At 56.0% G+C, this 21615-nt stretch carries 23 protein-coding genes and 3 pseudogenes; 12 read left to right on the top strand and 14 right to left on the bottom strand.

What is annotated here, in order from left to right; translation table 11 throughout:
• The first annotated feature begins 50 nt into the window (after window positions 1-50).
• Window positions 51-650: a TetR/AcrR family transcriptional regulator gene (locus tag QCL65_RS12455; protein WP_407316595.1), complete on the top strand. Its 600-nt coding sequence runs from the start codon at window positions 51-53 to the stop codon at window positions 648-650.
• A gap of 244 nt (window positions 651-894) precedes the next feature.
• Here the strand turns inward: QCL65_RS12455 and QCL65_RS12460 are convergent.
• The 3 genes and pseudogenes from QCL65_RS12460 to QCL65_RS12470 all read right to left on the bottom strand — a co-directional run.
• A pseudogene (locus tag QCL65_RS12460) lies at window positions 895-1077 on the bottom strand (methyl-accepting chemotaxis protein); the annotation flags it as partial.
• 126 nt (window positions 1078-1203) lie between these two features.
• Window positions 1204-1353: pseudogene (locus tag QCL65_RS12465) on the bottom strand (PAS domain-containing protein); the annotation flags it as partial.
• Window positions 1316-2161: a PAS domain-containing protein gene (locus tag QCL65_RS12470; RefSeq protein ID WP_407309001.1), complete on the bottom strand. Its 846-nt coding sequence runs from the start codon at window positions 2159-2161 to the stop codon at window positions 1316-1318. The pseudogene QCL65_RS12465 and the gene QCL65_RS12470, both read right to left, overlap by 38 nt.
• Before the next feature lie 301 nt (window positions 2162-2462).
• Here QCL65_RS12470 and QCL65_RS12475 point away from each other — a divergent pair, with 301 nt between their 5' ends.
• Window positions 2463-4571, top strand: a complete 2109-nt coding sequence (locus QCL65_RS12475; protein WP_407309003.1) for a Tat pathway signal sequence domain protein — start codon at window positions 2463-2465, stop codon at window positions 4569-4571.
• Window positions 4572-4608: 37 nt separating this feature from the next.
• Here the strand turns inward: QCL65_RS12475 and QCL65_RS12480 are convergent, their stop codons facing one another.
• Window positions 4609-4992 (bottom strand): winged helix-turn-helix transcriptional regulator, encoded by a 384-nt coding sequence (locus QCL65_RS12480; protein WP_407309005.1) that lies wholly within the window; start codon window positions 4990-4992, stop codon window positions 4609-4611.
• A gap of 101 nt (window positions 4993-5093) precedes the next feature.
• On the opposite strand from QCL65_RS12480, the gene QCL65_RS12485 reads away from it, so the two are divergent.
• Complete coding sequence (locus QCL65_RS12485; protein WP_407309007.1) at window positions 5094-6212, top strand: NADH:flavin oxidoreductase; 1119 nt, start codon at window positions 5094-5096, stop codon at window positions 6210-6212.
• 306 nt (window positions 6213-6518) lie between these two features.
• Here QCL65_RS12485 and QCL65_RS12490 read toward each other — a convergent pair whose 3' ends face one another.
• Window positions 6519-6731 (bottom strand): hypothetical protein, encoded by a 213-nt coding sequence (locus QCL65_RS12490; RefSeq protein WP_407309009.1) that lies wholly within the window; start codon window positions 6729-6731, stop codon window positions 6519-6521.
• 116 nt (window positions 6732-6847) lie between these two features.
• Here QCL65_RS12490 and QCL65_RS12495 point away from each other — a divergent pair, with 116 nt between their 5' ends.
• Genes QCL65_RS12495 through QCL65_RS12520 form a run of 6 tightly spaced genes read left to right on the top strand, consistent with a single transcriptional unit; the run spans window position 6848 to window position 12483 of the window.
• Complete coding sequence (locus QCL65_RS12495) at window positions 6848-7792, top strand: fatty acid desaturase (RefSeq protein WP_407309011.1); 945 nt, start codon at window positions 6848-6850, stop codon at window positions 7790-7792.
• A 30-nt stretch (window positions 7793-7822) separates the two neighbouring features.
• Window positions 7823-8854 (top strand): ABC transporter ATP-binding protein, encoded by a 1032-nt coding sequence (locus QCL65_RS12500; protein ID WP_407309013.1) that lies wholly within the window; start codon window positions 7823-7825, stop codon window positions 8852-8854.
• Window positions 8851-9480, top strand: a complete 630-nt coding sequence (locus QCL65_RS12505; RefSeq protein WP_407309015.1) for an ABC transporter permease — start codon at window positions 8851-8853, stop codon at window positions 9478-9480. The genes QCL65_RS12500 and QCL65_RS12505 overlap by 4 nt, the downstream gene beginning before the upstream one ends.
• The gene (locus tag QCL65_RS12510; RefSeq protein ID WP_407309017.1) at window positions 9480-10163 is read left to right on the top strand and encodes an ABC transporter permease; all 684 of its coding nucleotides are present in this window, start codon (window positions 9480-9482) and stop codon (window positions 10161-10163) included. The genes QCL65_RS12505 and QCL65_RS12510 overlap by 1 nt, the downstream gene beginning before the upstream one ends.
• A 49-nt stretch (window positions 10164-10212) precedes the next feature.
• Window positions 10213-11118, top strand: a complete 906-nt coding sequence (locus QCL65_RS12515; protein ID WP_407309019.1) for an ABC transporter substrate-binding protein — start codon at window positions 10213-10215, stop codon at window positions 11116-11118.
• Window positions 11119-11154: 36 nt separating this feature from the next.
• Complete coding sequence (locus QCL65_RS12520) at window positions 11155-12483, top strand: LLM class flavin-dependent oxidoreductase (protein WP_407309021.1); 1329 nt, start codon at window positions 11155-11157, stop codon at window positions 12481-12483.
• Between the two features lie 122 nt (window positions 12484-12605).
• On the opposite strand, the gene QCL65_RS12525 is transcribed toward QCL65_RS12520, so the two are convergent.
• Genes QCL65_RS12525 through QCL65_RS12540 form a run of 4 tightly spaced genes read right to left on the bottom strand, consistent with a single transcriptional unit; the run spans window position 12606 to window position 15776 of the window.
• Entirely contained in the window at window positions 12606-13820 is a 1215-nt protein-coding gene (locus tag QCL65_RS12525) for a pyridoxal phosphate-dependent aminotransferase (protein ID WP_407309023.1), read from the bottom strand.
• Window positions 13817-14449 (bottom strand): RraA family protein, encoded by a 633-nt coding sequence (locus QCL65_RS12530; RefSeq protein ID WP_407309025.1) that lies wholly within the window; start codon window positions 14447-14449, stop codon window positions 13817-13819. Before QCL65_RS12530 ends, QCL65_RS12525 begins: the two co-directional genes overlap by 4 nt.
• A complete protein-coding gene (locus QCL65_RS12535) occupies window positions 14449-15111 on the bottom strand; it encodes an RraA family protein (protein ID WP_407309027.1) in 663 nt (220 codons plus the stop codon). Before QCL65_RS12535 ends, QCL65_RS12530 begins: the two co-directional genes overlap by 1 nt.
• Window positions 15111-15776, bottom strand: coding sequence for an RraA family protein (locus QCL65_RS12540; protein WP_407309029.1), 666 nt, complete (start codon window positions 15774-15776; stop codon window positions 15111-15113). Before QCL65_RS12540 ends, QCL65_RS12535 begins: the two co-directional genes overlap by 1 nt.
• Window positions 15777-15881: 105 nt before the next feature.
• Between QCL65_RS12540 and QCL65_RS12545 the strand changes: the two genes are divergently transcribed.
• Window positions 15882-16775 (top strand): LysR family transcriptional regulator, encoded by an 894-nt coding sequence (locus QCL65_RS12545; protein ID WP_407309031.1) that lies wholly within the window; start codon window positions 15882-15884, stop codon window positions 16773-16775.
• An 85-nt stretch (window positions 16776-16860) separates the two neighbouring features.
• Window positions 16861-17754, top strand: coding sequence for an alpha/beta fold hydrolase (locus tag QCL65_RS12550; protein WP_407316828.1), 894 nt, complete (start codon window positions 16861-16863; stop codon window positions 17752-17754).
• Between the two features lie 289 nt (window positions 17755-18043).
• Here QCL65_RS12550 and QCL65_RS12555 read toward each other — a convergent pair whose 3' ends face one another.
• From QCL65_RS12555 to QCL65_RS12575, 5 genes and pseudogenes are all read right to left on the bottom strand, one after another.
• A complete protein-coding gene (locus QCL65_RS12555; RefSeq protein WP_407309033.1) occupies window positions 18044-18190 on the bottom strand; it encodes a type II toxin-antitoxin system YafQ family toxin in 147 nt (48 codons plus the stop codon).
• A gap of 106 nt (window positions 18191-18296) precedes the next feature.
• On the bottom strand, window positions 18297-18698 hold the full coding sequence (locus QCL65_RS12560; RefSeq protein ID WP_407309035.1) for a hypothetical protein: 402 nt from the start codon (window positions 18696-18698) through the stop codon (window positions 18297-18299).
• Between the two features lie 69 nt (window positions 18699-18767).
• Complete coding sequence (locus QCL65_RS12565) at window positions 18768-19331, bottom strand: nucleotidyltransferase family protein (RefSeq protein WP_407309037.1); 564 nt, start codon at window positions 19329-19331, stop codon at window positions 18768-18770.
• Window positions 19332-19351: 20 nt separating this feature from the next.
• A pseudogene (locus QCL65_RS12570) lies at window positions 19352-19507 on the bottom strand (transposase domain-containing protein); the annotation flags it as partial.
• 5 nt (window positions 19508-19512) lie between these two features.
• Window positions 19513-20382, bottom strand: a complete 870-nt coding sequence (locus QCL65_RS12575; protein WP_407309039.1) for a LysR family transcriptional regulator — start codon at window positions 20380-20382, stop codon at window positions 19513-19515.
• Window positions 20383-20481: 99 nt separating this feature from the next.
• On the opposite strand from QCL65_RS12575, the gene QCL65_RS12580 reads away from it, so the two are divergent.
• Window positions 20482-21600, top strand: a complete 1119-nt coding sequence (locus tag QCL65_RS12580; RefSeq protein WP_407309041.1) for a muconate cycloisomerase family protein — start codon at window positions 20482-20484, stop codon at window positions 21598-21600.
• The last annotated feature ends 15 nt before the right edge of the window (window positions 21601-21615 follow it).

Genomic DNA, 21615 nt, shown 5'->3' on the forward strand with positions numbered 1-21615 from the left:
TCGGTCCATGTATGTTGATCCGATCGTTCCATGTTGTCAACGGAGGATTTATGAGCGGTAAACCGCAATATGACGAAGCGGCAGTCCTGACAGCGGCGACGGGGGTGTTCTGGCGTCATGGGTTCGCCAACGCCTCGGTGAGCGATCTAACCGAGGCCACCGGTCTGTCTCGGTCAAGCCTATATCAGCGGTTCGGCGACAAGGATGGGCTCTTTAACGAGTGTCTGCAGCTGTATACCGACCGCGTCACAACGCGAATGAAATCGACTCGAGCACAGACATCCCGGGCGAGCGTGGAAGCACTGTTACGTGAGTTTCTGCCAATGGAATCTGGGCTGGAGCGCCCGCAGGGTTGCCTGATATCGCGCAGCAACGCTGAGCAAGAAGACCTCACTGCCGCAGGAAAGCAGGCCGCGAATTATGCGGCTTGCCAGCAGTGGCAGATCTTTATGGATATATTGACTGAGGGTCAGTTGGACGGTGAGATCGATCAGCAAGCCGATTTAGAGGTATTGGCTTGGTATTACTATGGGGTACTGCAGGCTGTCGTTAATCTGCCTTCGGTCGGCGCAACTGGCCAGACGCTTGGCGGCCTCATTGATGTTGCGATGTCGGCATGGCCAAAGAGCAAAAGGGGGCTGGATACATAACCCGGTAAAGCGTGATTGGCTGGCGACATCAGTTCTCTTCGGCGTTTATGGATTCAGGGTCTAATAACTTTGCCGCCAGTACCAAGGCCTCGTCTTGAGTGGCTGTGAGGAGTATGGGATAACCCCAAAATCTCTCCACCCGCTCAAGTGCTCTTGATGCGGGTGGATCTTTGCAGGTGCCTTCAATCCTGCTTGCTGATGACGTTTAACTGCGACGAGTAATCATCCCAGCAGCTTGTTCGGTTGCTTCAGTAGTACGCGTCGCGAGTTTACGAACCTCGTCGGCCACGACAGCGAAACCGCGCCCAGCCTCACCAGCACGTGCCGCTTCAATGGCCGCATTCAGCGCCAGGAGATTCGTCTGGCTGGCAATGCTCTGTATCGTGCCTACAATTTGCGACAACTGAGCAAGGCTGGCCTCCAGGGTCCGTTGATGGTTAACCTCCGCCTCTCGCAGTGCCTTTTGCTCGTGCTGCAGGTGGACATCCACCAGCGCGCCGACGACACGCAGCGGAGCACCTTGCGGATCGCGCCGAGTCTGGCCTCGTGCTCTGAACCAACGGTATTCACCACTTTTCATCTTCAACCGGTACTCAATGTCGAATGGCGTTTTTCCCGACCTATCATTCAAGTGAGCGCCGAAAGCGTTAAGGCTTCGCTCCTTATCATCCTGATGTCCTGGATGCCCAGCTATCCAGGACATCAGGAAATTCTTCAACCGTTTCAAAACCGAGCAGTCTTCGGAACTGAGGCGACCACCAGAACGGGTTTTTGGGATTCACAGGATCCCCGGCAATGACCTCCATATCCCACAAACCATCGGAGAGCATTTCCCTGGCCAGTTCGAAGCGGGTGATGATGACGTCATGTTCCTCATCGCGTTGCAGTTGTTCATGGATATCCCGTAGCGAGCCGGCGACGCGGATCGGCGTTCCTTGCTCGTCACGAAGGGTTTCACCTTGGGCATGAAACCAACGATAGGAACCATCCTTCATCGCTAGCCGGTTTTTCACCTGGTAAGGCGTATTTCCCGATTTGTCGTTGAGATGCCGAGCAAAAGCATCGAGCGTCGCCTGCTTATCCTGCGGATGAAGGCGATCAGCCCAACTGGCCAGGACATTCGGGAAATCACGTTCGTCATTGAATCCGAGAAGATTGCGCAATTGCTGCGACCACCAAAACCGGTTTTTTGGATTAACCGGGTCACCCGCTACTACCTCCATGTCCCACAGGCCTTCGCTTGAGGCGCGATTGACCAAGTCGAATCTAACGGAGTGGGTTGACGCGTTAGCTGCCGACTCGCGCAGTAGCTCACGGTGAGTTTCAAGTTCGCTTTCCAATTGCTCCATGCGCGACAGGGACGCGCGCCTGGATGATTCGAGAGTCCCCCAGACATCAAGGATGACTGGGGCCTCTTTGCAGCCTTTGAGATCGGGTGCTTGGCCGCTTTTGATGGCGGCTATCAACTGGTGGAGTGCGTAACGATCACGGCGTAAAAACGGGATGGACATAGTGCGAGACTCGATAGACGTAATTGGCCTCATCCCTGGCGCCTAGGTATTTATTTGGTCGGCCTATGTTTAGAAAACTGTAGGCCTGATCAACACTTAAATTGCTCAGGCACGCTCGATTGCCGACGGTAAACGCCTCGCTGTGTGATCCGGCCGCCCCTGTGGCCTCAGATTGCCGCTGATGTCGAGTCCAGGTTTGTGCATTCTGCGGGGATCGTTGAACATATCAAAACTGGACGTTAATAAGACTCAGCCGGAGCGTTCTCATCCTCCAAGCGCCTCAAGGAATTTCAAAGCTATTATGAACAACGCTGAAAACCTGAATCTGCTGGCTGCGCCCCTGGGCACGGATTTCCATCGTGGTCACGGTTTTAATCAAAGGTTCGTTGCTTGCAGAAGGTTAGTCTTTGCAATGTCACTGGTTGGGTTGTCGACATTAGCTTGCGCCGGGCCTCAACCTCCGGCGTGCGAAACACCACCGGGCGGGATCATATTCATCACTCAAGACTGCGTCGATCCGCAGTTCGACCGCCCGGTAATTGATAGACGAGAAGATGTGCAAAGCCCTGTTCTGACGCACCGCGTCTCCGGGCACTTCGAAGGCACTGATGTAACGTTCAGCTTTTTCTTCCCGCCGAAAGACCAGTGGAAAGGGCGCTTCTTCCACAAGGTTTATCCCTTGGGCGACGGTAGCGTTCCAGACCGGGTAATCAAATTTGCTGCCGAAAGTGGTGCCTATACCGTGGATACGGTGTCGCCCTCTGGCTATCGAGCCAACGCTGCGGCTGCAAAATTCTCCAAGCGGGTTGCCGGTCAATACTATGGAGTAGCCGCTTCTCAGATTCACGGTTATATCTATGGTGGCAGCGGTGGGTCTTATCTGACCATCGCTGCGGCTGAGAACTCGTCGGGGGTATGGCAGGGGGCCGTGCCATTCGTCATTGGCGTCCCAACATCGATTCCAACCAATTTTTTTGTACGGGCTTTCGCACGTCTTGTACTCGAAGATAAGGCCGCCGACATTGCCGACGCTATGCGACCGGGAGGTAGCGGCAATCCTTTTGCAGCACTTGACCCCACCCAAGCCTCTGTTCTTGCCCAGGTCACGGCAATGGGCGTGCCCCTGCGCGGTTGGGATAATTACGCTTACCTCCTTGGGCTCAACGACCCGCAGGGGTTACTGGGGTTTGCCAGTTCGGTCAAGGGCATTGATCCCGGTTATGCCGAGGACTTCTGGAGCAAACCTGGCTACCTGGGAACCGAGCAATCAGCGCTTGGTAACTTACTGCGAAGGGCAAAAGTTGATCGCGTCGTGTCGGTTGAAAGGATAGATCGCGACTTAGCGGGCAAGCCGTTACGTTTGCACGTGGCTGGGCTCTCCCAAATCAAAAACAGCGCTTGGTTGGACTTCACCCTCGAAGGGGCGCGAGGCGACAATCGAACGGTATATGGGGCGCTGGATGCCGCCCACGGAGTCATTATGCTGTCCGCACAAAATCCAGCCGATGTGCTTAACGCGCTGGAAAATGGAGCGAGGGTTCGTGTCGATAATCGCTGGGCAATTGCGCTGACCTCCTACCATCGGCATCAGGTGCCAGCTTCTGGTGAATTTACTGTGTGGGACCAGTTTCGCAATGCAGACGGCTCACCGCGCTACCCGCAACGCCCTAAAGAGGTAGGCCCGATAATCAGCGCAGGTGTCAGCGCAGGCGCAAGCTTCACCGGCAAGATAAACAGCAAGATGATAATCATAGCCAACGCACTTGATGTCGATGCCTACCCTTGGGATGCCGACTGGTATGGCCGGCGATTGAAGGCAGCAGAGGGTAATCAGTACGACGCCAAGGTGCGGGTCTGGTTAAACGATAATGCAGACCACTTGGATGGCAGCGTTGTCGCCTCGGGCACGGCTGACAACGAGTTTGTGAGGCTCATCGATTACAACGGTATTCTCGAACAAGCGGTCAGGGACGTAAGTGCCTGGGTGGAAGAGGGTATAGCGCCGCCTCGCTCCACTAAGTATGCGCTCAATAACGGCCAGGTCTCATTACCCGCAAACGCATCTGCCAGGCAGGGTATCCAGCCCGTTGTGAAGCTGACGTCCAGAAGCGGCGAGAGAATCAGTGCCAAAGTCGGGGAGCCGGTCACTTTGCTGGGTGATATTAGCGTCCCGGCATCTGCCGGCAAGATTGTCAAAACACAATGGAGCCAGACAGGCAACGACGGGTTTCTAGACGCTCCACTTGCTCATCAGCCGTCAGAAACGCTCGCCGTACATAAAACATTCATTTACTCAAAACCTGGCACCTACTATCCCGTGCTGCGCGCTACCGTCCAGCGTGAGGGTGACGCCACGACGGAGTTCGCCCAGGTCAGCAATTTGGCAAGAGTGCGGGTAGTCGTGGAGTAGGAAATACCAAGGCGATTTCCCGTGTTAAGCGCGACAATCACTGCGCCAGGCTATCCCGCGCAGACTCGTCAAACTTCAAGCGGGACGCTTCAACTTCGGGCAATTTATCCAATGTCCATTTGTGCAATTGGCGAAATGGCTGCTGCAGTGTGCGACCCAGTTCGGTGATCTCATACTGCACGGCCACGGGGGAGAACGAGATTACCTGGCGCGAGACCAGACCATTTCTCTCCAGGCGCCTCAGGCATTGTGTCAGTGCCTTCTGTGAGACGCCTTCAAGGCGGCGCCTGATGGCGTTAAAACGATGTGGCTCGTCATCAAGCACGGCCAGCACCATCATCGACCACTTATCTGCGATTTGATCAAATAGCGCCCGGCTAGGGCACTCCGATGAAAAACATTGCGGGTTTAATTCCAGCATGGAAGTTTCCTCACGTATACCTAGGCGACGCCAGGTGCCTAATTGACTTTAGGTCTACAAAATATACTTAATGGGCTTCCGAAGCAAATGGAGTCCATCCAATGGCAAACCCTGATACCAGCATCTTATTTCGTCCTTTTTCCCTGCGCTCGCTTGAGCTGAAAAATCGGATTGTCATGGCACCGATGACCCGGCAGTTTTCGCCAGAGGGTATCCCTGGTGAAGGCAACGCCGCCTACTACCGGCGGCGTGCTGAGGGCGGGGCCGGGTTAATTCTGTCGGAAGGGACCGTTATCGACCGTCCGGCTTCACGTAACGGCCCCGGCATTCCTTTTTTCCACGGTGAAGCAGCATTGGCGGGATGGCAGCAGGTGATCGATGCCGTGCACGCTGCGGGGGGCCGTATGGGGCCGCAACTCTGGCACACCGGTGCCGTGCGTGATGCGAGCGGCTGGGAGCCTGATGCGCCGGTCGAAAGCCCATCCGGCCTCGATTCGCCAAACACCCCACGCGGTGTGGCCATGAGCGAGGAAGACATTGCGGACGCAGTGGCCGCGTTCGCCAAGGCTGCAGCCGACGCCAAACGTCTGGGTTTCGACACGGTGGAGATCCATGGGGCGCATGGGTACTTAATCGATCAGTTTTTCTGGGCGGGTACCAACCAGCGCACTGACCGCTACGGTGGGCTGACGATTGAAGAGCGATCTCGTTTTGCCGCTGAAATCGTGTCTGCGGTTCGTCATGCCGTCGGGCCCGAATTCCCGATTATCATGCGCGTCAGTCAGTGGAAGCAGCAGGATTTTAGCGTGCGCCTGGCCGAGACGCCTGCGTTGATGGAGAACTGGTTGCTGCCCTTGGTTGAGGCTGGCGTCGACATTCTGCATTGCTCGCAGCGACGCTTTTGGGACCCTGAGTTCCCTGAAATTGACGGTGCGAACGGGCTCAACTGTGCGGGCTGGGCCAAGAAGGTAACCGGAGCTGCAACCATTAGCGTTGGTTCGGTCGGGCTGGATAATGATGTGACTCATGCGTTCGCTGGTCAGGGGTCAGCGCCTGCAAGTCTGGAGCGCCTCGTTGAGCGCATGGAGCGTGAGGAGTTTGATTTGATCGCTGTAGGGCGGGTTCTGTTGAGTGACCAGGATTGGGTCGCGAAAGTTGAAAAAGGCGATTACACCAACTTGAAAGGCTTCAATCCGGCATCTTTGGCCGAATTGGTTTGAGCCTTGATGCCTAAGTGGTGGAGTGTGATGCCGCTCAGGCTTCAATCTTAGCGAATCAGCGGGCGAGTCTTGATTTTTGCAAGATTGAGTCGTGACCGGTCGGTTTTCGCAGCTTGCTGGTGATTCAACGACTGCCTAGGTAGCCCATGGATTAAGGGATACCTTCTATTGTTTATTCCTTTATTGAATAAGCATAAAGAAATATATTCCTTGATCATATGGTTCATCGTGCTACTTTGCTGTCACCGGACCGCCGGATATGTTCAACCCTATTATTATGGTACGACTATGTCCGGCGCCCGAATCTCAAAAGTCAGCCTTGTGGCTCTGTCCCATGACGCAGCCCACGCAGCGATTTGCCATGCCGGCAATACCTCTATAACTCATTTTTCTTTTATCGCCGTTCCATTCGTGACCGGCAAACCTCTCTCTTGTCAGGCCAACAGCGAAGCCTGCAGCGCAATCGGCGAAGGCTTGGCATTTCTGCTCCACGCCATGTGAATCGTCGTCATCAGGCATTTTGCGTACCGATAGTCCAGCCAACTCCACTTTAGCTAACGCCCGGTTCGGGTTGCAGTTTGAAGAGGAAGTGATTGGGCGCTTGTTCCGAGCAAGATCTATCGCGACTAACAAACATGGCAAACTATTTGGATGAAACTCATCGAGCTGAAATCGTTGAGCTGAGCACGACTATAACCAGTAAAACTGAATGGCCTACCTGGCTTTTGTTAGCCGGGTTCTATCTGGCGTGGACGGCGATTATCTTTTATGGGGAAGTACTTGGCGAAGGATTCACCATCGCCCTGTTGGTTCCTCTGCTCGTGCTTTGGATGTCGATTCAGCATGAGCTTATCCACGGTCATCCGACCCGGTGGCCCGCGATTAACAAAGCCTTGGGATTTCTGCCGTTTGCCGTGTGGTACCCCTACGACATTTATAGGGACACACATTTGGCGCATCACAACGACGAGGTGCTAACGGTGCCAGGCCAAGATCCGGAAAGTCGTTATGTCTCCGGTACTTTTTGGTTGCGCTCGCCTCGGTATATGAAAGCGTTGTTATGGGCAAACAAGACCATGGGTGGTCGTTTGCTTATGGGCGCACCGCTGGCAGTGATAACCCTCGTGGGTGGTGAGCTCGCAGGGCTGTTTCACACCAAGCGTAACGCTTGGCGGATGTGGGCCGCTCATATACTCAGTGTTGGCATAGTGTTGGCTTTGGTTGAGCAATACAGCGCCATCAGCGCCATACAGTACCTATTCATGGTTTCCCTGCCAGCGCTTTCGATTGCCATGCTCAGGTCTTTTTACGAGCATCGGCCAGCAACGCTTGCGCAACATCGCACGGTTATCAATGAATCGTCGGGGTTATTGAGTTGGCTGTTTCTCAACCTCAATCTTCACCTGGTTCATCATGATCTTCCCGGATTGCCCTGGTTCCACTTACCCAAGGTGTACAGAGCCAGGCGTGAACAATGGATCGCGCGAAACGATGGCTATGTCATTGATGGCTACTTCCAGTTATTGCAGAAACATCTGGTCAATCCCGTGGATTGTCCTCGCCATCCAGCTGAGCACTAACGATAAGCAAGCTAATGTGGGCGTCGGAAAATGATACGTTTTGAAGCCATCAAGAAAACTCATAAAGGCAACCCGGCAATGGCCGTGAGCGATTTGACGCTTCACGTGCGCGAGGGTGAGATCTGTGTATTTGTCGGGCCTAGCGGGTGTGGCAAAACAACCATCTTGCGGATGATCAACAGGCTGGACATTCAAGACAGTGGCCGCATCTGTGTCAACGGCGTGGCAACCGATGAGCTCGACGTCGTCACGTTGCGCCGTGGCATTGGTTTCATGATGCAAAGCGCTGCCTTGTTTCCCCACCAGACAGTTGCAGAAAATATAGGCGCAGTACCCCGGCTCTTGGGCTGGAGCAAAGATAAAATCCGCCAGCGTGTGAGCGAGCTCATCTCCCTGGTGGGACTTCAGCCGGAATTTCTTCAGCGCTACCCTAATCAACTGTCGGGCGGGCAGCAAAGCCGTGTCGCTCTGGCGAGGGCGTTGGCCTCGGACCCACCGGTTGTATTGATGGATGAACCCTTCGCCGCGCTTGATCCAGTCATACGTGAACGACTGCAAGATGAACTGGTTGCGCTGCAAAGACGTTTGCATAAGACCATTATTTTGGTAACTCACGATATGGAGGAGGCCATCAAGGTTGGCGACCGGATTGCCATCTTCGAAGGCAATGGAAGGCTAGCTCAGTTCGATACACCTCACACCATCCTTGCCCATCCTGCCAGCGAGTTCGTGCAAAACTTCATCGGCAAGGATCCGCTATTGAAAAGGCTGTCGCTGATGAAGGTCGCCGATCTCCCGGCGGATGAGGTCAGTTGTGAGTTCAAACTGCTGCTGGATGAAAAGTCCAACCCGTTGAAGTGGGTCGGTGAAGCAGACGTGCCTGTTCCGCAACTGACCACGGTGTCGAGTAACGACTCATTGCACCACGCACTGATTAAGATTCTGGCGGCGCCGATTGGGGTAGTTGTACGGGTGGACGAGGCGGGCGGCTACGAAGGTTGCCTCTCGATCTCCAGCCTTCATAACGCGCTCAATCAGCATCGCTTGGCAGGTGCGCAATGATTGACTGGCCGTGGATCGTTGAAAACTGGCAACAGATTAGCCTGTTGTTAGTTGATCATATTCAACTGGTGACCTTGGGCCTGTGCATCGGCGTGCTGTTAGCGGGCACGATGGTGCTGTTAACGATGTGGCAGCCAGGGTTGGCGCAGCCGATGATTTATGCCTGCGGCATACTCTTTACCATTCCGTCTCTGGCACTGTTTATTTTGATCATGCCGTTTACCGGGTTATCCAAAACCACGGCGGTCATTGGTTTGAGTCTGTATGCCTTGCTTATCGTGTTACAGAACACCTTGGCCGGGCTTGCGAGTAACCCTGCGGATGTATTGGAGGAAGCCCGTGCGCTCGGGTATACCCGCATGCAGAGATTCCTTGGGGTTGAACTTCCACTGGCGTTGCCTGCGTTATTGGCAGGCTTACGCACCACCTCGGTCACGTTGGTGGGGCTGGTGACGGTTACCGCCTTGATTGGCCAAGGGGGATTAGGCCAGCTGTTCATCACCGGGCTGGCGCAAAGTTTCACTACGCCGGTGGTGGTCAGCCTGGTTCTGACGGTGGTATTGGCGTTATGTTTTGACTTTCTATTTTATTCAATCAATAAATGGCTGGTGTCTTGGGTGCGCTGATGAACATGATCGCGGGTGTCTACCTTTGGTTTTCCCTTTCTGATAATTGGTTGGGTGAAAACGGTATACTGACTCGGCTGGCAGAGCATATCTATTATGTATCTTTGAGTCTGTTTATTGCTTGTTTGATAGCGTTGCCCCTTGGCGTACTTCTCGCCAACTTCCGTAAAGGTGCACAGCTCGCGATCGGGATATTCAATCTTGGACGAGCATTACCGTCTCTCGGTATTGTGATACTTGCGATCATGCTCATTGGCTATGAAACCAGCACGGTCATTATCGCGTTGGTCGCCATGAGCATCCCGCCGATATTAACCAACACCTATGTTGGCATCGGTCAGGTGGATTCATCTCTAAAGCAAGCTGCCAGATCGATGGGCATGCGCCGAGGGCAGATGTTTTTTCAGCTCGAGTTGCCGCTGGCTTTTCCGCTGATCTTTTCAGGGGTCCGGTCAGCCCTGGTACAACTTATCGCCACGGCGACCATCGCTGCCTATGCCGGATTCGGTGGGCTGGGCAGGTTTCTTATTGATGGACTTGGCCGAAATGATACGCCGCAAATTATTGGCGGTGCCGTGATGGTGTCGGCACTGGCGATTTTCAGTGAGTGGATTTGTTCAAGGTTAGAAAAGCTCATGGTGCACAAATGGCGAGGGGGCACTGTTGAACTCAGCGCGCCCTGACCATGGGCATCCAATAGTGTGTATTAACTCTGCAGAGGTACAAACCCACATGAAGAATAAACGACGTTCGAAGGCACACTCAACGCATCCGCTTTCATTGCTGGTGGGGCTAGGCTTGCTGGTGGGCAGCGCATTGGTCAGCGCTCAGTCCATCATTATTGGAGGGGCCAATTTTTCCGAGCAGACGATTCTCGCCAACATCTATGCATCAGCCCTGAAAAATCAAGGGATAGAGGTCACCACCCGACTCAATCTGGGCAACCGCCAGATCATCGCCCAGGCCCTGGAAAACGGCGATATAGACATCGTCCCCGAATACCTGGGGTCACTGTTGAGTTTCTATGACGACAAGACCGCCCTGACCACCCAAAAGGAGATCCTCAGTGCTTTGCAACAAAAGCTGCCGACCGATCTCCAGCTGCTTGAACCTTCGTCCGCAGGCTCCATTACCGCATGGGCCGTCACCAAAAAAACCGCAGACAAGTACAACTTGCACACCTTGTCCGACCTGGCGCCCGTCTCGGGCAATTTCACCCTGGGCGGGCCTCCCGAAGTCGCCACGGCCGCCTTAGGCCTGCCCGGGTTGAAGGCGGTCTATGGGATCAACTTCAAGAGTGTCAAGTCGCTGGACATGGGCGGCCCCTTGTCACGGCTAGCGTTGAACTCCGGCGCTATCGACGTGGCAACGGTCGTCTCCACGCAAGGCATCCTGGCTAAGGAGCCTTGGGTGGTCCTAGAGGACGACAAGCACCAACAGCCGCTGCAAAACATCACACCGCTGGCGCGCAAGGCGTTGCTCACCCCGCAGGTCACCAGAGCACTTAACCAGGTCTCTGCAAAATTGACCGATGACGACCTCAAGCAACTCAATCGCCTGGTAGATATCGATCACAAGGACCCCGCGAAAGTCGCGGCGCAGTGGGTCGCCGAACATACCGCCAAGACGGCCCAGTGAAAATGAGTGCGACCTGGGTAAGGTTGCGGAGGCGTTATGTCGAATAAAAGCATGATTTTGAATTTGTTCTTTTTTAACCCCCAAGGGGACCATCGTTTTTCCTGGCGCCACCCGAAATCACCGACCCAAGAGATACTGACGCTGGGTTACTACGTAAAACTGGTGCAGGCGGCCGAGGCGGCGAAGTTCGATGCGGTTTTTGTGGCGGATCACGTTGCGGTCTGGGACTCCGTGGCCAGCGGGTTGAAACACTATGCCAACGCCCGTCTTGAGCCCATCACGCTGTTGTCCGCACTGGCTGCGGTGACCGAGCACATTGGGCTGATGGGCACCGCTTCGACTTCCTATAACGAGCCCTTCAACCTCGCGCGATATTTTGCTTCGCTGGACTACCTCAGCGAAGGGCGAGCCAGCTGGAATATCGTAACTTCCTGGCTGGAAGAGGAGGCCGCGAATTTCGGGTTGTCAGGCGTGACGAAGCACGCTGATCGTTATCTTCGGGCCGAAGAATTTATCCACGTCGTCAAGCAGCTATGGGACTCCTGGGAAGAAGGTGCGCTTAAATTCGATAAGGGCACCGGTGACTTTGCCGACCCATCGAAAATTCACCCGATCAATCACAAAGGTGCACACTTCAATGTGCGTGGGCCGCTCAACGTGCCCCGTCCCCCTCAAGGGTATCCGGTTCTTGCTCAGGCGGGCTCTTCTGAGGCCGGCAAGAACCTGGCCGCCGCCCATGCGGACGTGCACTTCTGTTTTATCAATTCGGTCGAAGAGGGGCTGGCGTACAGGGCCGATCTAAACCGTCGGCTCGAATCCAAGGGCAGGCAATCGAGTGATCTGAAAATCATCACCGGCGTACTTCCCGTGGTGCTTGAGGATGAGACTGAGCAAGAACGACGTCAGCAACTTGAGGACAGTCTTATCATCGATGCCGTAGCGATTGACCTTGTCTCCAGCTACACCCGTCTGGACTTGACGGGGCTATCGCCAGACAGCCCATTACCGGCGTTGCCGGATGAGTCTGAGTTTGACGGCATTAGAACCGAACTGGCTTTGCTCAAAAAATATGACACTTCCTTGTCCATTCGCGAGATAGGCCGCCAGTTGGTCAAAAGCTCGAGTACCTGGCTACTGATGGGAACCGCGGAGCATATTGCGGACAGACTTGCAGCGTTGTACGAATCAAATGCCGTCGATGGCTACAACCTCATGTTTCCATTTCTGCCCACCGACTTCGAAACCTTCACCCGTGGCGTGGTGCCCTTGCTGCAAGCCAAAGGGGTGTTCCGCCAGGAATATGAACCTGGAACACTGAGGGAGCGCATGGGCTTGACCACGCCTGGCAACCGTTTCGTGATGTGATCGACGGCGAGTGCGACTGCATGTCCATGGCGTCATAAAGGAGTCGGGCAACCTCGATCAGGTCGTAATCCGTGGCCAGCCAAGGCAATGGCGATAGCCACGCATTATGGGAAGAGAACTGATTAACGGAGTGAGGTGCAGAAGGTACGGATCGCCTCGCACGCCCGGCGCAATGAAGCGTCATCCAGGGCGTAGGCGATGCGAATGTAAGGGCCAAGACCAAAGGCGCTACCATGCACTACGGCCACATCCGCTTCGTCGAGCAGTGCATGCGCGACATCTTCGTCGGTGTGCAGTACCCGGCCGCCCGCTGAGGTACGCCCGATCAATCCGGCACAGGACGCAAACGCGTAGAACGCCCCAGCTGGACTGACGCATTCAAGGCCTGGGGTGTCGTTCAGCAGTTCCACCATCAAGTCGCGACGACTCTGGAATGCCACCCTGCTTTCACGAATGAAATCCTTGGGACCTTCCAGTGCCGCGAGCGCAGCCTGTTGCGACACAGCGCTGGCGCCAGAGGTTTGCTGACCTTGCAGTTTTTCCATGGCTTCCAGCAACCAGCGCGGCCCTGTGGCGAAACCGATTCGCCAGCCGGTCATGGCATAGGCCTTGGACACCCCGTTCATGGTCAGGGTGCGCGGTACCAGTCGTGGTTCAACCTGGGCCAGGGTGTAGAACGCTTGATCATCAAAAATCAGATGCTCGTAAATGTCATCGGCCAGAATCAGCACGTGAGGGTGAGCCAACAACACCTCAGCCAGGGCGTGCAGTTCTTCCTGGCTGTACACCGCGCCGGTCGGGTTGGACGGCGAATTGAGGATCAACCAGCGGGTCTGCGGTGTGATCGCTGCGGCCAGCGCCGAGGGCGTCAGCTTGAAACCAGTGTCGGCGTCGCGAGTAACGATTCGGGCTTCACCGCCACATAATTGAACCATCTCCGGGTAACTGACCCAGTACGGCGCCGGCACGATGACTTCGTCACCCTCATTGAGGGTTGCGGCCAAGGCGTTGTAGATCACCTGTTTGCCACCGTTGCAGACAAGGGTGTCTTGCCAGGCTACGTCCAGACCGTTCTCACGACGAAACTTGGCCGCCACCGCTTCCCGCAGCGAACGTACACCGGCGACCTGGGTGTAGCGGGTGTGGCCGTGATCAATGGCATGAATGGCCGCTTCGCGCACATGCTTGGGCGTATCGAAATCGGGCTCGCCGGCGCACAGCGAAATAATCTTCGCACCTTGCGCCCGGCGCTCTGCCACCCGATCCATGATTCGGTAAGTCGCGGACGGCTGCGCATTGGCAAGACGCTGATTCAGACGTTGGATATCGGCGCTCATGCGCGAGTTCTCCACTCAGTCAGGTTCATCAGTTCCAGGGTGGAGCGGCCCTCGGTCAACGCCTGCATCATCTGCGCTTCCTTGTCCGCCCGCGCTTCACCTTCTGCCAGAGTGCGTGCGGCATCCGCCTTGGGAATGATGATCACACCATCATCGTCGGCCACCACCCAGTCGCCCTGTGTCACGAAAGCACCATTGAAATTGAACGGTTGCCCCACCGAAGGCGCACTGGCCTTGACTGTGCCTTTGAGCGAGATGCCGCGGGCGAACACCGGGAACTGGCGTTTCCTCAGGGCCGCAATATCGCGTACGCCACCATCGATCACCAGCCCGACCACGCCAACCGCTTCGGCCGCCACGGTCAGCACTTCGCCCCAATAACCGGCGATGAAGCTGCCCGTGCCTACGACCAGCACGCTGCCACGGGGCACACGTTCCATGGCCAGGTGCAGGGCGAGGTTGTCGCCGGGTGAACATTCCAGAGGGTAAGCGGGGGCGGAGATAAAGGCACCGTCCCAGATCGGGCGGATCGCGCTGTCGACCGCGCAAGGCAGATGAGATGCTTCATACAGCGTCGAACTGCCCAGCACTTTTGCCCGTGCGTAAGAATCCAGGGGGAGCATAGTCATCAGACTTTCCTCTGCAGGTTGTGGTAACCCAGTGCGGCCCGCGCTTCTTTAAGGGTTTTGCCCTGAGCGATCAGGGCGCGAATGTCGGCTTCGACCGATTCGATTTGGCGGGCACACGCGGCCACTTCAGCTGCGCGAGCGCGGGGGACAACCACCACACCGTTGGCGTCAGCGACCACGATGTCGCGGGCACAGACCCGGGAGGTGCCGATGGACACCGGTTGGTTGACCGATTGAACCTGCACCCGATCTTTACCGGTGCGCATGAAGCGGCCTTTGCTGAACATCGGGTAGCCATCGCCCAGCGCTTTGTTTACGTCACGGCAAACACCATCGATGACTGTGGCTGCGATCTGCCGAGTACCGGCGTACTGGGTCATGATGTCGCCCCAGACGGTGCAGTCGGTGCGACCGCCGTTGTTGATGACCACCACTTCGCCGGGCGCGACGTCGTCGATGAAATCGCCCACGGTGCCGGGCGGTACGCTGGCCGTCACGTACTGCACGGTGAAAGCGGGACCGACGATGACTTTGCTGTAGTTGTCCAGTGGCGCCACACCGAGGCATTGGCCGGGCAGGCCGAGTTTGTCCAGCGCATCGGAAACACCCGGGGTGTCCAGGCCTTCAAACAAGGCGACCAGTTCTTTGTCTTCGATATTCATCAGGCGTGCTCCGTGTGGATCGCTTCGAATTGGGTGTCATGCATCACTTCGGCGACCGAGCGACCGCTGCGAACAGCCTCGACCATACCGTCCTGGCGGCGGGCGATACGCTCGCCAAGGTCGAGCACTTTCTCGATATAGGCTGGGGACACGAACACGGTGCCGCAGGTATCGGCGATGACATAGTCGTTCTCGCTGACGTCGACGCCGGCCACGTTGATGGTGACGGCGGCATCGATCTGAACCACCCGATCGCGGGCACTGATCATGGTCACCCCGCGGCCATAAACCGGGTAGCCAATTGACTCGCTGCCGTCGATGTCGCGGCTGAAACCGTCAATTACGGTGCCGCGCACTTTCTTGCTGGCCGCTGCATTGGCGAGGATGTCGCCCCAGCAAGAGATGCCTTCGATTCCACCTGCGATCACCAGCACACGATCATCGCTGTCGATCTGTTCCACCACGGGGGTAACCAGGTGCACAGTGGGAACGTTATCGGATTTAGGAGCCAGCAGCACGGTGCTGGCGCGGCCGACAATCTTTGGGCAGTTCCACAGTGGGCGCAGCCCAACAGTGGCACCTGGCAGGCCGAGGAAGTCGAGCGCATCGGAGACCGTATTGGTATCCAGCGCTGCCAAGCGATCCAGCAAACTCTTATTGATCATGGGAAAGCCCCAGTGGTGACAGAGGCGCCCAGTGTCAGTGAGACAATTTGATAGGTATATTACTAATCACGGATACGTTAGATACGTTAAGCCTATGGATTAATCATGATCAATTTTCGACTGATTCGTCATCTCTGGTTGTTCCTGGCGGTGGCCGAAGAGCAGAATTTCGGCCGTGCAGCCAAGCGTTTGGGCATGTCCCAGCCACCGCTGAGCGAGCAGATTCAGGTGCTGGAGCAGGCGCTCAAGGTCAAGCTGTTCGACCGTTCACGCCGTGGTGCAAAGCTGACTCCAGTGGGGGCGGCGATTCTGCCGGCGGTGCGCAAATTCGCCGACCAACTGGAACGTCTGGAACTCGCCGTGGAGGAGGCGGTGGCGGGACAGTCGGGAATGTTGACCATTGGTGCTATTTCCACAGCCATGTTTGATGTCTTGCCGGGGCTGATCGAGCAACTGAAGGGCGACTACCCGCACCTCACTGTCTCCGTGCGGGAGATCGACAGCGTCGAAGCCGTCCCGGCGCTGGAGGCCGGCGACATCGACCTGGCCTTCGCTCGGCTGGACGGTGATCTTGGGGCTTCGATCAACTCACTGCCGCTACTGGAGGATCGCCTGGTGGTGGCACTGCCCAGTGACCACCCCTTGGCTTCGCGTACTCGGATCAGTCTGTCTAGTCTTTCCAATGAGTCCTTGGTGATGTTTTCCCGAAAGGTCAGCCCGGTGTATTTCGACAATCTGATCGCGACTTGCCGGGCCAGCGGCTTTTCCCCTAGGGTGCTGCATGAAGTGCGTTCCGTCGCTTCGCAAATCGCCTTTGTCAGCTATGGCCAAGGCATCGCACTGGTCCCGGCATCCTTGAAAAAACTGGCGCCGAACAACGTGGTGTTTCGGGCTCTGAGCCAGAAGCTCAATGTCGTGACGAGCGCGGTGGCCTGGAATGCAGATCGGCCCAATCCGGTCGTGGAGGATGTTGTGGCTCGGTTCCGGGCCAAATTTTAAGTGGGTCAAGGAATGTGCGCGAACTATCGGTTGATAGGTTTGCCCTATGAAAAACTTCCCGTATTAGGAATTTACAGATGGCTCGATTCCTTTGAAATTACGTGCCTGGCTGCCTGCAACCCAGGCTCGGCCCAACCTTTTCGCTCAAGGAGTCAATTACGTGCCCTCACCAGAAACGTTCACTCACGTGCAACTCCCGATGACCGTGGAGGATGTTCAGCTGAACGTGCCTGCCATCCATCGCGCCGGTGTCCTTGCGCCAATCGTCTTCCTGCATGGTTTTGGTTCGACCAAGGAGGACTACGCCGACATCGTGCAGCAGCCCGCGTTCGCCGGTCACGCTTTCGTTGCTTACGACGCACCGGGTTGTGGTGAAAGCCAGTGCGATGATCTTTCCAGGATTTCCATTCCCTTTCTGCTGCAGACAGCGCTGCAGGTGCTGGCACATTTCGGCATCGAACGCTTCCATCTGGTCGGCCATTCCATGGGCGGTCTGACCGCACTGATGCTGGCGCATCAGTTTCCGGACCGAGTAATCAGCTTCGTCGATATCGAAGGCAATATCGCCCCTGAAGACTGCTTTCTCAGCCGGCAGATCATTGATTACCCGAGCAACGATCCCGAGGTGTTTTTCGCCGCCTTCATCGAACGTGCCCGACACGCTCCGGCGTATGCCAGCGCACTCTATTCCGCGAGCTTGCGGCACAAGGTACGTGCCGGTGCGGTGCGGGGGATTTTTCAGTCGATGGTCGATCTCTCCGATAAAGCCGATTTGATGGGCAAATTCCTCGGGTTGCAATGCCCCAAGATGTTCATGTACGGAGAGCAGAACGCTTCATTGTCCTATCTCTCGTATATCCAGGCCGAGGGTGTCCGGCTAGCGCCGATTCCTGATTGCGGCCATTTTCCGATGTATTCCAACCCCATCGCGATGTGGCAACAGATCGCCGATTTCCAGGCGAGCAGCCTTGCCGGGTGAACAATGCTGTCCATCTTGGGGCTAAAATCTCGGATGCAATGCGCTTGAGGTCCTGACCATCTGCAGCGAAATCGGTATCCCGGTCTACAAGGTTACGCTCGCGCCTAATGACTTCCGGATGATCTCGCTGCCCACTAGCCTAGATGATTGATGTTCCATGAGTGGACGGCAGCAGGGCAACATGCCTTGGGCTTCCTCCAGCCGCTACGTCTGGCGACGATCAGCGCAATGTGTTTTTCTAATCTTCAAAAAGGTCAGCATGGGTTCCTGCCCGAACGAATACTATTTGTTATTGTTTGCTTTCTGTAGCCAAGCGGTAAATCAGCAGGAAATCTCCACCGACATGACACTCCCGGAAGCCAGCCCAGTTGCCCTTTAAAGGATGATCTAACCATTCAGGCGCTAAGGCTCCTTCATTAGAGATCAACAGCATCATAACTTACTTGATTCGGTGGAGATCAAAACGGCCGGAGCGGGAAAGTCGCTCCCAATTTTTCAGGAAAGCCTTCGCGTAGTCAGACACGCGAGGTAACGTTGCACGTTTACTCGCCGCTGTTTTTCTTGAGGTCATCGAACAGCCCGCCTGTTGATTCAAAGCGTGCATTTTTATCTCGCACGATCTCTTCTGCTTCGGCCATAGCCAAGCGGGTCTTCGCATTGGGAACTTTCATTTCTAGTGGAAAAGCTTGGTCAACCGCAATACGGTGTGAAAATATCCGAACATACATTGGACACAGCAGCAGAGCCCCGCATGCTACGGATCCTCCGTTATAGGAACGCCCAACAGCGAAAAGTACATTTTTTGAAGAAAGAGCTGCTATGTCGATGCCATGATTACTTTCTGCTGGATAAAGAGGGGCTTGGTAGGCATCAAGCTCTTCAATGAGAGCTGCCACCTCTGGCTGGTCAGGTGACTCAAGCGAAATGTGTAGGGGAGTTTTCAAGGTCTACACTCCAATAAGATGGCACAGATTCATATATCGACGGAAAATTTCAGCATGAGAGAAAGCGTTCTACAGAGGTGGTGAAGCAAGTGTGAGCAATGGCCAGATCTCTATCCAGTTTTTGGACTTGAAGCGTTCTTGATAGATCTTTGTTTTCTCCGTGGCAAATTTCCCTGCTGGCCTGATAACCAACCCAAACAGATCATCGAGGCCCAATGGCGCTGCGATCTCGCATAAACCTGACTCTCCTAGTCTCACGGCTACCGCCGTTGCGGTTTCCGGCCAGTGGCGCATTGCGTCAGTCGTTGAAAGGTATGGTTCATCCCCATTCTGAACATGCATTCTGGCTTGGTTTTTTACAGACCACATTGCGGTTGGGTCTAGCCCGCTGAGGTGAGTCTCCAAGGCTTTATCTTCCTCTGGAGAGCAACGTCTATGATCAAACCAAATAACGTCGACGTCTGTTGATAAAGGAGAAGGACTGCGCCCGTGTAAATAGTCCCAAACCGCGTTTCGGACGAAACCTGCTCCTATCCAGCAGTCTGGCAAATTGAGGGAGCGCACCTTCTTCAGTAGTCGCCAGCGGATGGGATCTTCTGAAATAAGCGCTTGGATTACCGATATATTGTCCACGAAAAGCTCCCCTTTCCAAGCTATGCAGATATCCATTGATGCGCAAGCAGCTGAGCGATCTCGCTAGCTCGCTGCGTCGGCAGGCGCATCAGCACATCCTTGAGGTAAGCATACGTATCATGCCCATTGATACCCGCCGATTGGATCAGGCTCATGATCGCCGCCGCCCGCTGCTGCTGGGTCAGCAATGCGGCGCAATGGTCTGCAGGCAACGTTGTAAAGTATCCGAGAAGTCGCCGGTACGGTAGCTGACAACGATCGGCGACGTGACGCTGCTATCAAGCAGTGCCACATAGCCGATGTCATCCCGGTGCAGCCGCTGCACCGAGGCAGGCACCAATGTGATGCCCACCCCGGCGGCCACCAAGCCAATCGCTGTCTGCAACTCGTTGGCCATCTGAGCGACGTGGATTTTCAAGCCACGCTGAGCAAACACCCCCAACACGTGATCGGCATAGCTGGGCCGTGGGTTGCCTGGGTACAGAATGAAAGGCTCTGCGCTCAACTGCTGCATGGTGACCGGCTCGGCGAGCAAGGGGTGCCCCGCCGGAAGCGCGGCTACCAGTGGGTCTTCACGAAGCACCTTTTGGGTGATCGCCGGATCATCGAACAGTAAACGGCCGAAGCCGATATCAATACGCCCGCTTTTGAGTGCTTCCAGTTGCTGAAGGGTGATGAGCTCTGATAGGCCCAGTTCGATGTCGCCATAGCTCCGTAGCCGCCGTATCAGGTCGGGAAGGGCCCCGTAAAGTGTCGATGGTGCAAAGCCGATGCCTAACCAGCGCTTATGGCCCGTGCCGATCCTGCGAGTGTCAGTACTGACACGTTCCAGCTGCTCGAGCAGCAAGCCGGTTTTTTCCTGGAAATATCGACCCGCTTCGGTCAGTCGCAGCGGGCGCGACCGTTCCAGCAATTGGACGCCCAGCTCGTCCTCCAGTTGCTGGATCTGCCGACTCAAAGGCGGTTGAGCAATGTTCAGCTGTTGCGCCGCACGGGTGAAGTTTAGGGTTTGCGCCACAACCCGGAAGTAACGTAGGTGACGAAGCTCCACAATACCTCCTGGGTATTTAACGAGACCTATTCAATATTGGACCGGCGTGTCATCCCCCGTCAATCTGGGGACAGAACAAACATAAACAGGACGGATTTTATGACCGCCACTATCGAACATTTCGATATCCAGATCGTTGATCTGCCCACCATTCGCCCGCACAAGCTGGCCATGCATACCATGCACGGGCAGACGCTGGTGATTCTGCGCATTCGCTGCAGCGACGGCATTGTAGGTATTGGCGAAGCCACCACCATTGGTGGCCTGGCTTACGCCGGAGAAAGTCCGGAAAGCATCAAGACCAACCTCGATACCTGGTTTGCGCCCCTATTGATTGGTCAGGATGCCAGCAACCTCAACGTTGCCATGCAGCGCGTGGACCGAGCCATCCGTGGCAATACCTTTGCTCGTAGCGCGGTAGAAACCGCCTTGCTCGATGCCTTGGGCAAACGTCTGGGCCTGCCCGTGGCCGAGGTGCTGGGTGGTCGAGTGCGCGACGGAGTCGAAGTCGCCTGGACGCTGGCCAGCGGTGACACCGATAAGGATATCGAGGAAGCCGAGCGCATGCTCGATCTGCGCCGCCATCGCCATTTCAAACTGAAGATCGGTGCAGGCGACCCTCCCCGCGACATCGCCCATGTCGCGGCTATCAAGCGCGCCTTGGGGGACCGGGCCAGCGTCCGGGTGGACATCAACCAAGCGTGGAGCGAAGCGATTGCGATCAATGCGTGCCGTCGGCTGGCCGATGCCGGCGTCGAGTTGATCGAACAACCCCTGTCGCGCCACGACCGCGCCGGCATGGCACGCCTCAGCGCCCGCAGCCCGATCCCGCTGATGGCCGACGAGGCCATCGAGTCTGTCGAAGACAGCTTTGCCCTGGCACAGATGGGCGCGGCGCCCATCTTTGCCCTGAAGATTGCCAAAACCGGTGGCCCTCGCGCCGTGTTGCGTACGGCCGCCATCGCCCAAGCTGCGGGCATCGGACTGTACGGCGGCACCATGCTCGAGGGCAGCATCGGCACACTGGCCGCAGCCCATGCTTTCGCGACTCTCGACAAGCTTGAATGGCACACCGAATTGTTCGGCCCGCTGCTGTTGACCGAGGATATTGTGGTCCAGCCACCGGTGTACCGCGACTTCCAGCTGTTGATCCCGCGCCTGCCTGGCCTGGGTCTGGAACTGGACGAAGCACGCCTGGCGCGGTTCGCCCGTCGATAAACGCCATCACTTGTT

The organism is Pseudomonas sp. nanlin1, from assembly GCF_045571515.1.
Classification (GTDB): domain Bacteria; phylum Pseudomonadota; class Gammaproteobacteria; order Pseudomonadales; family Pseudomonadaceae; genus Aquipseudomonas.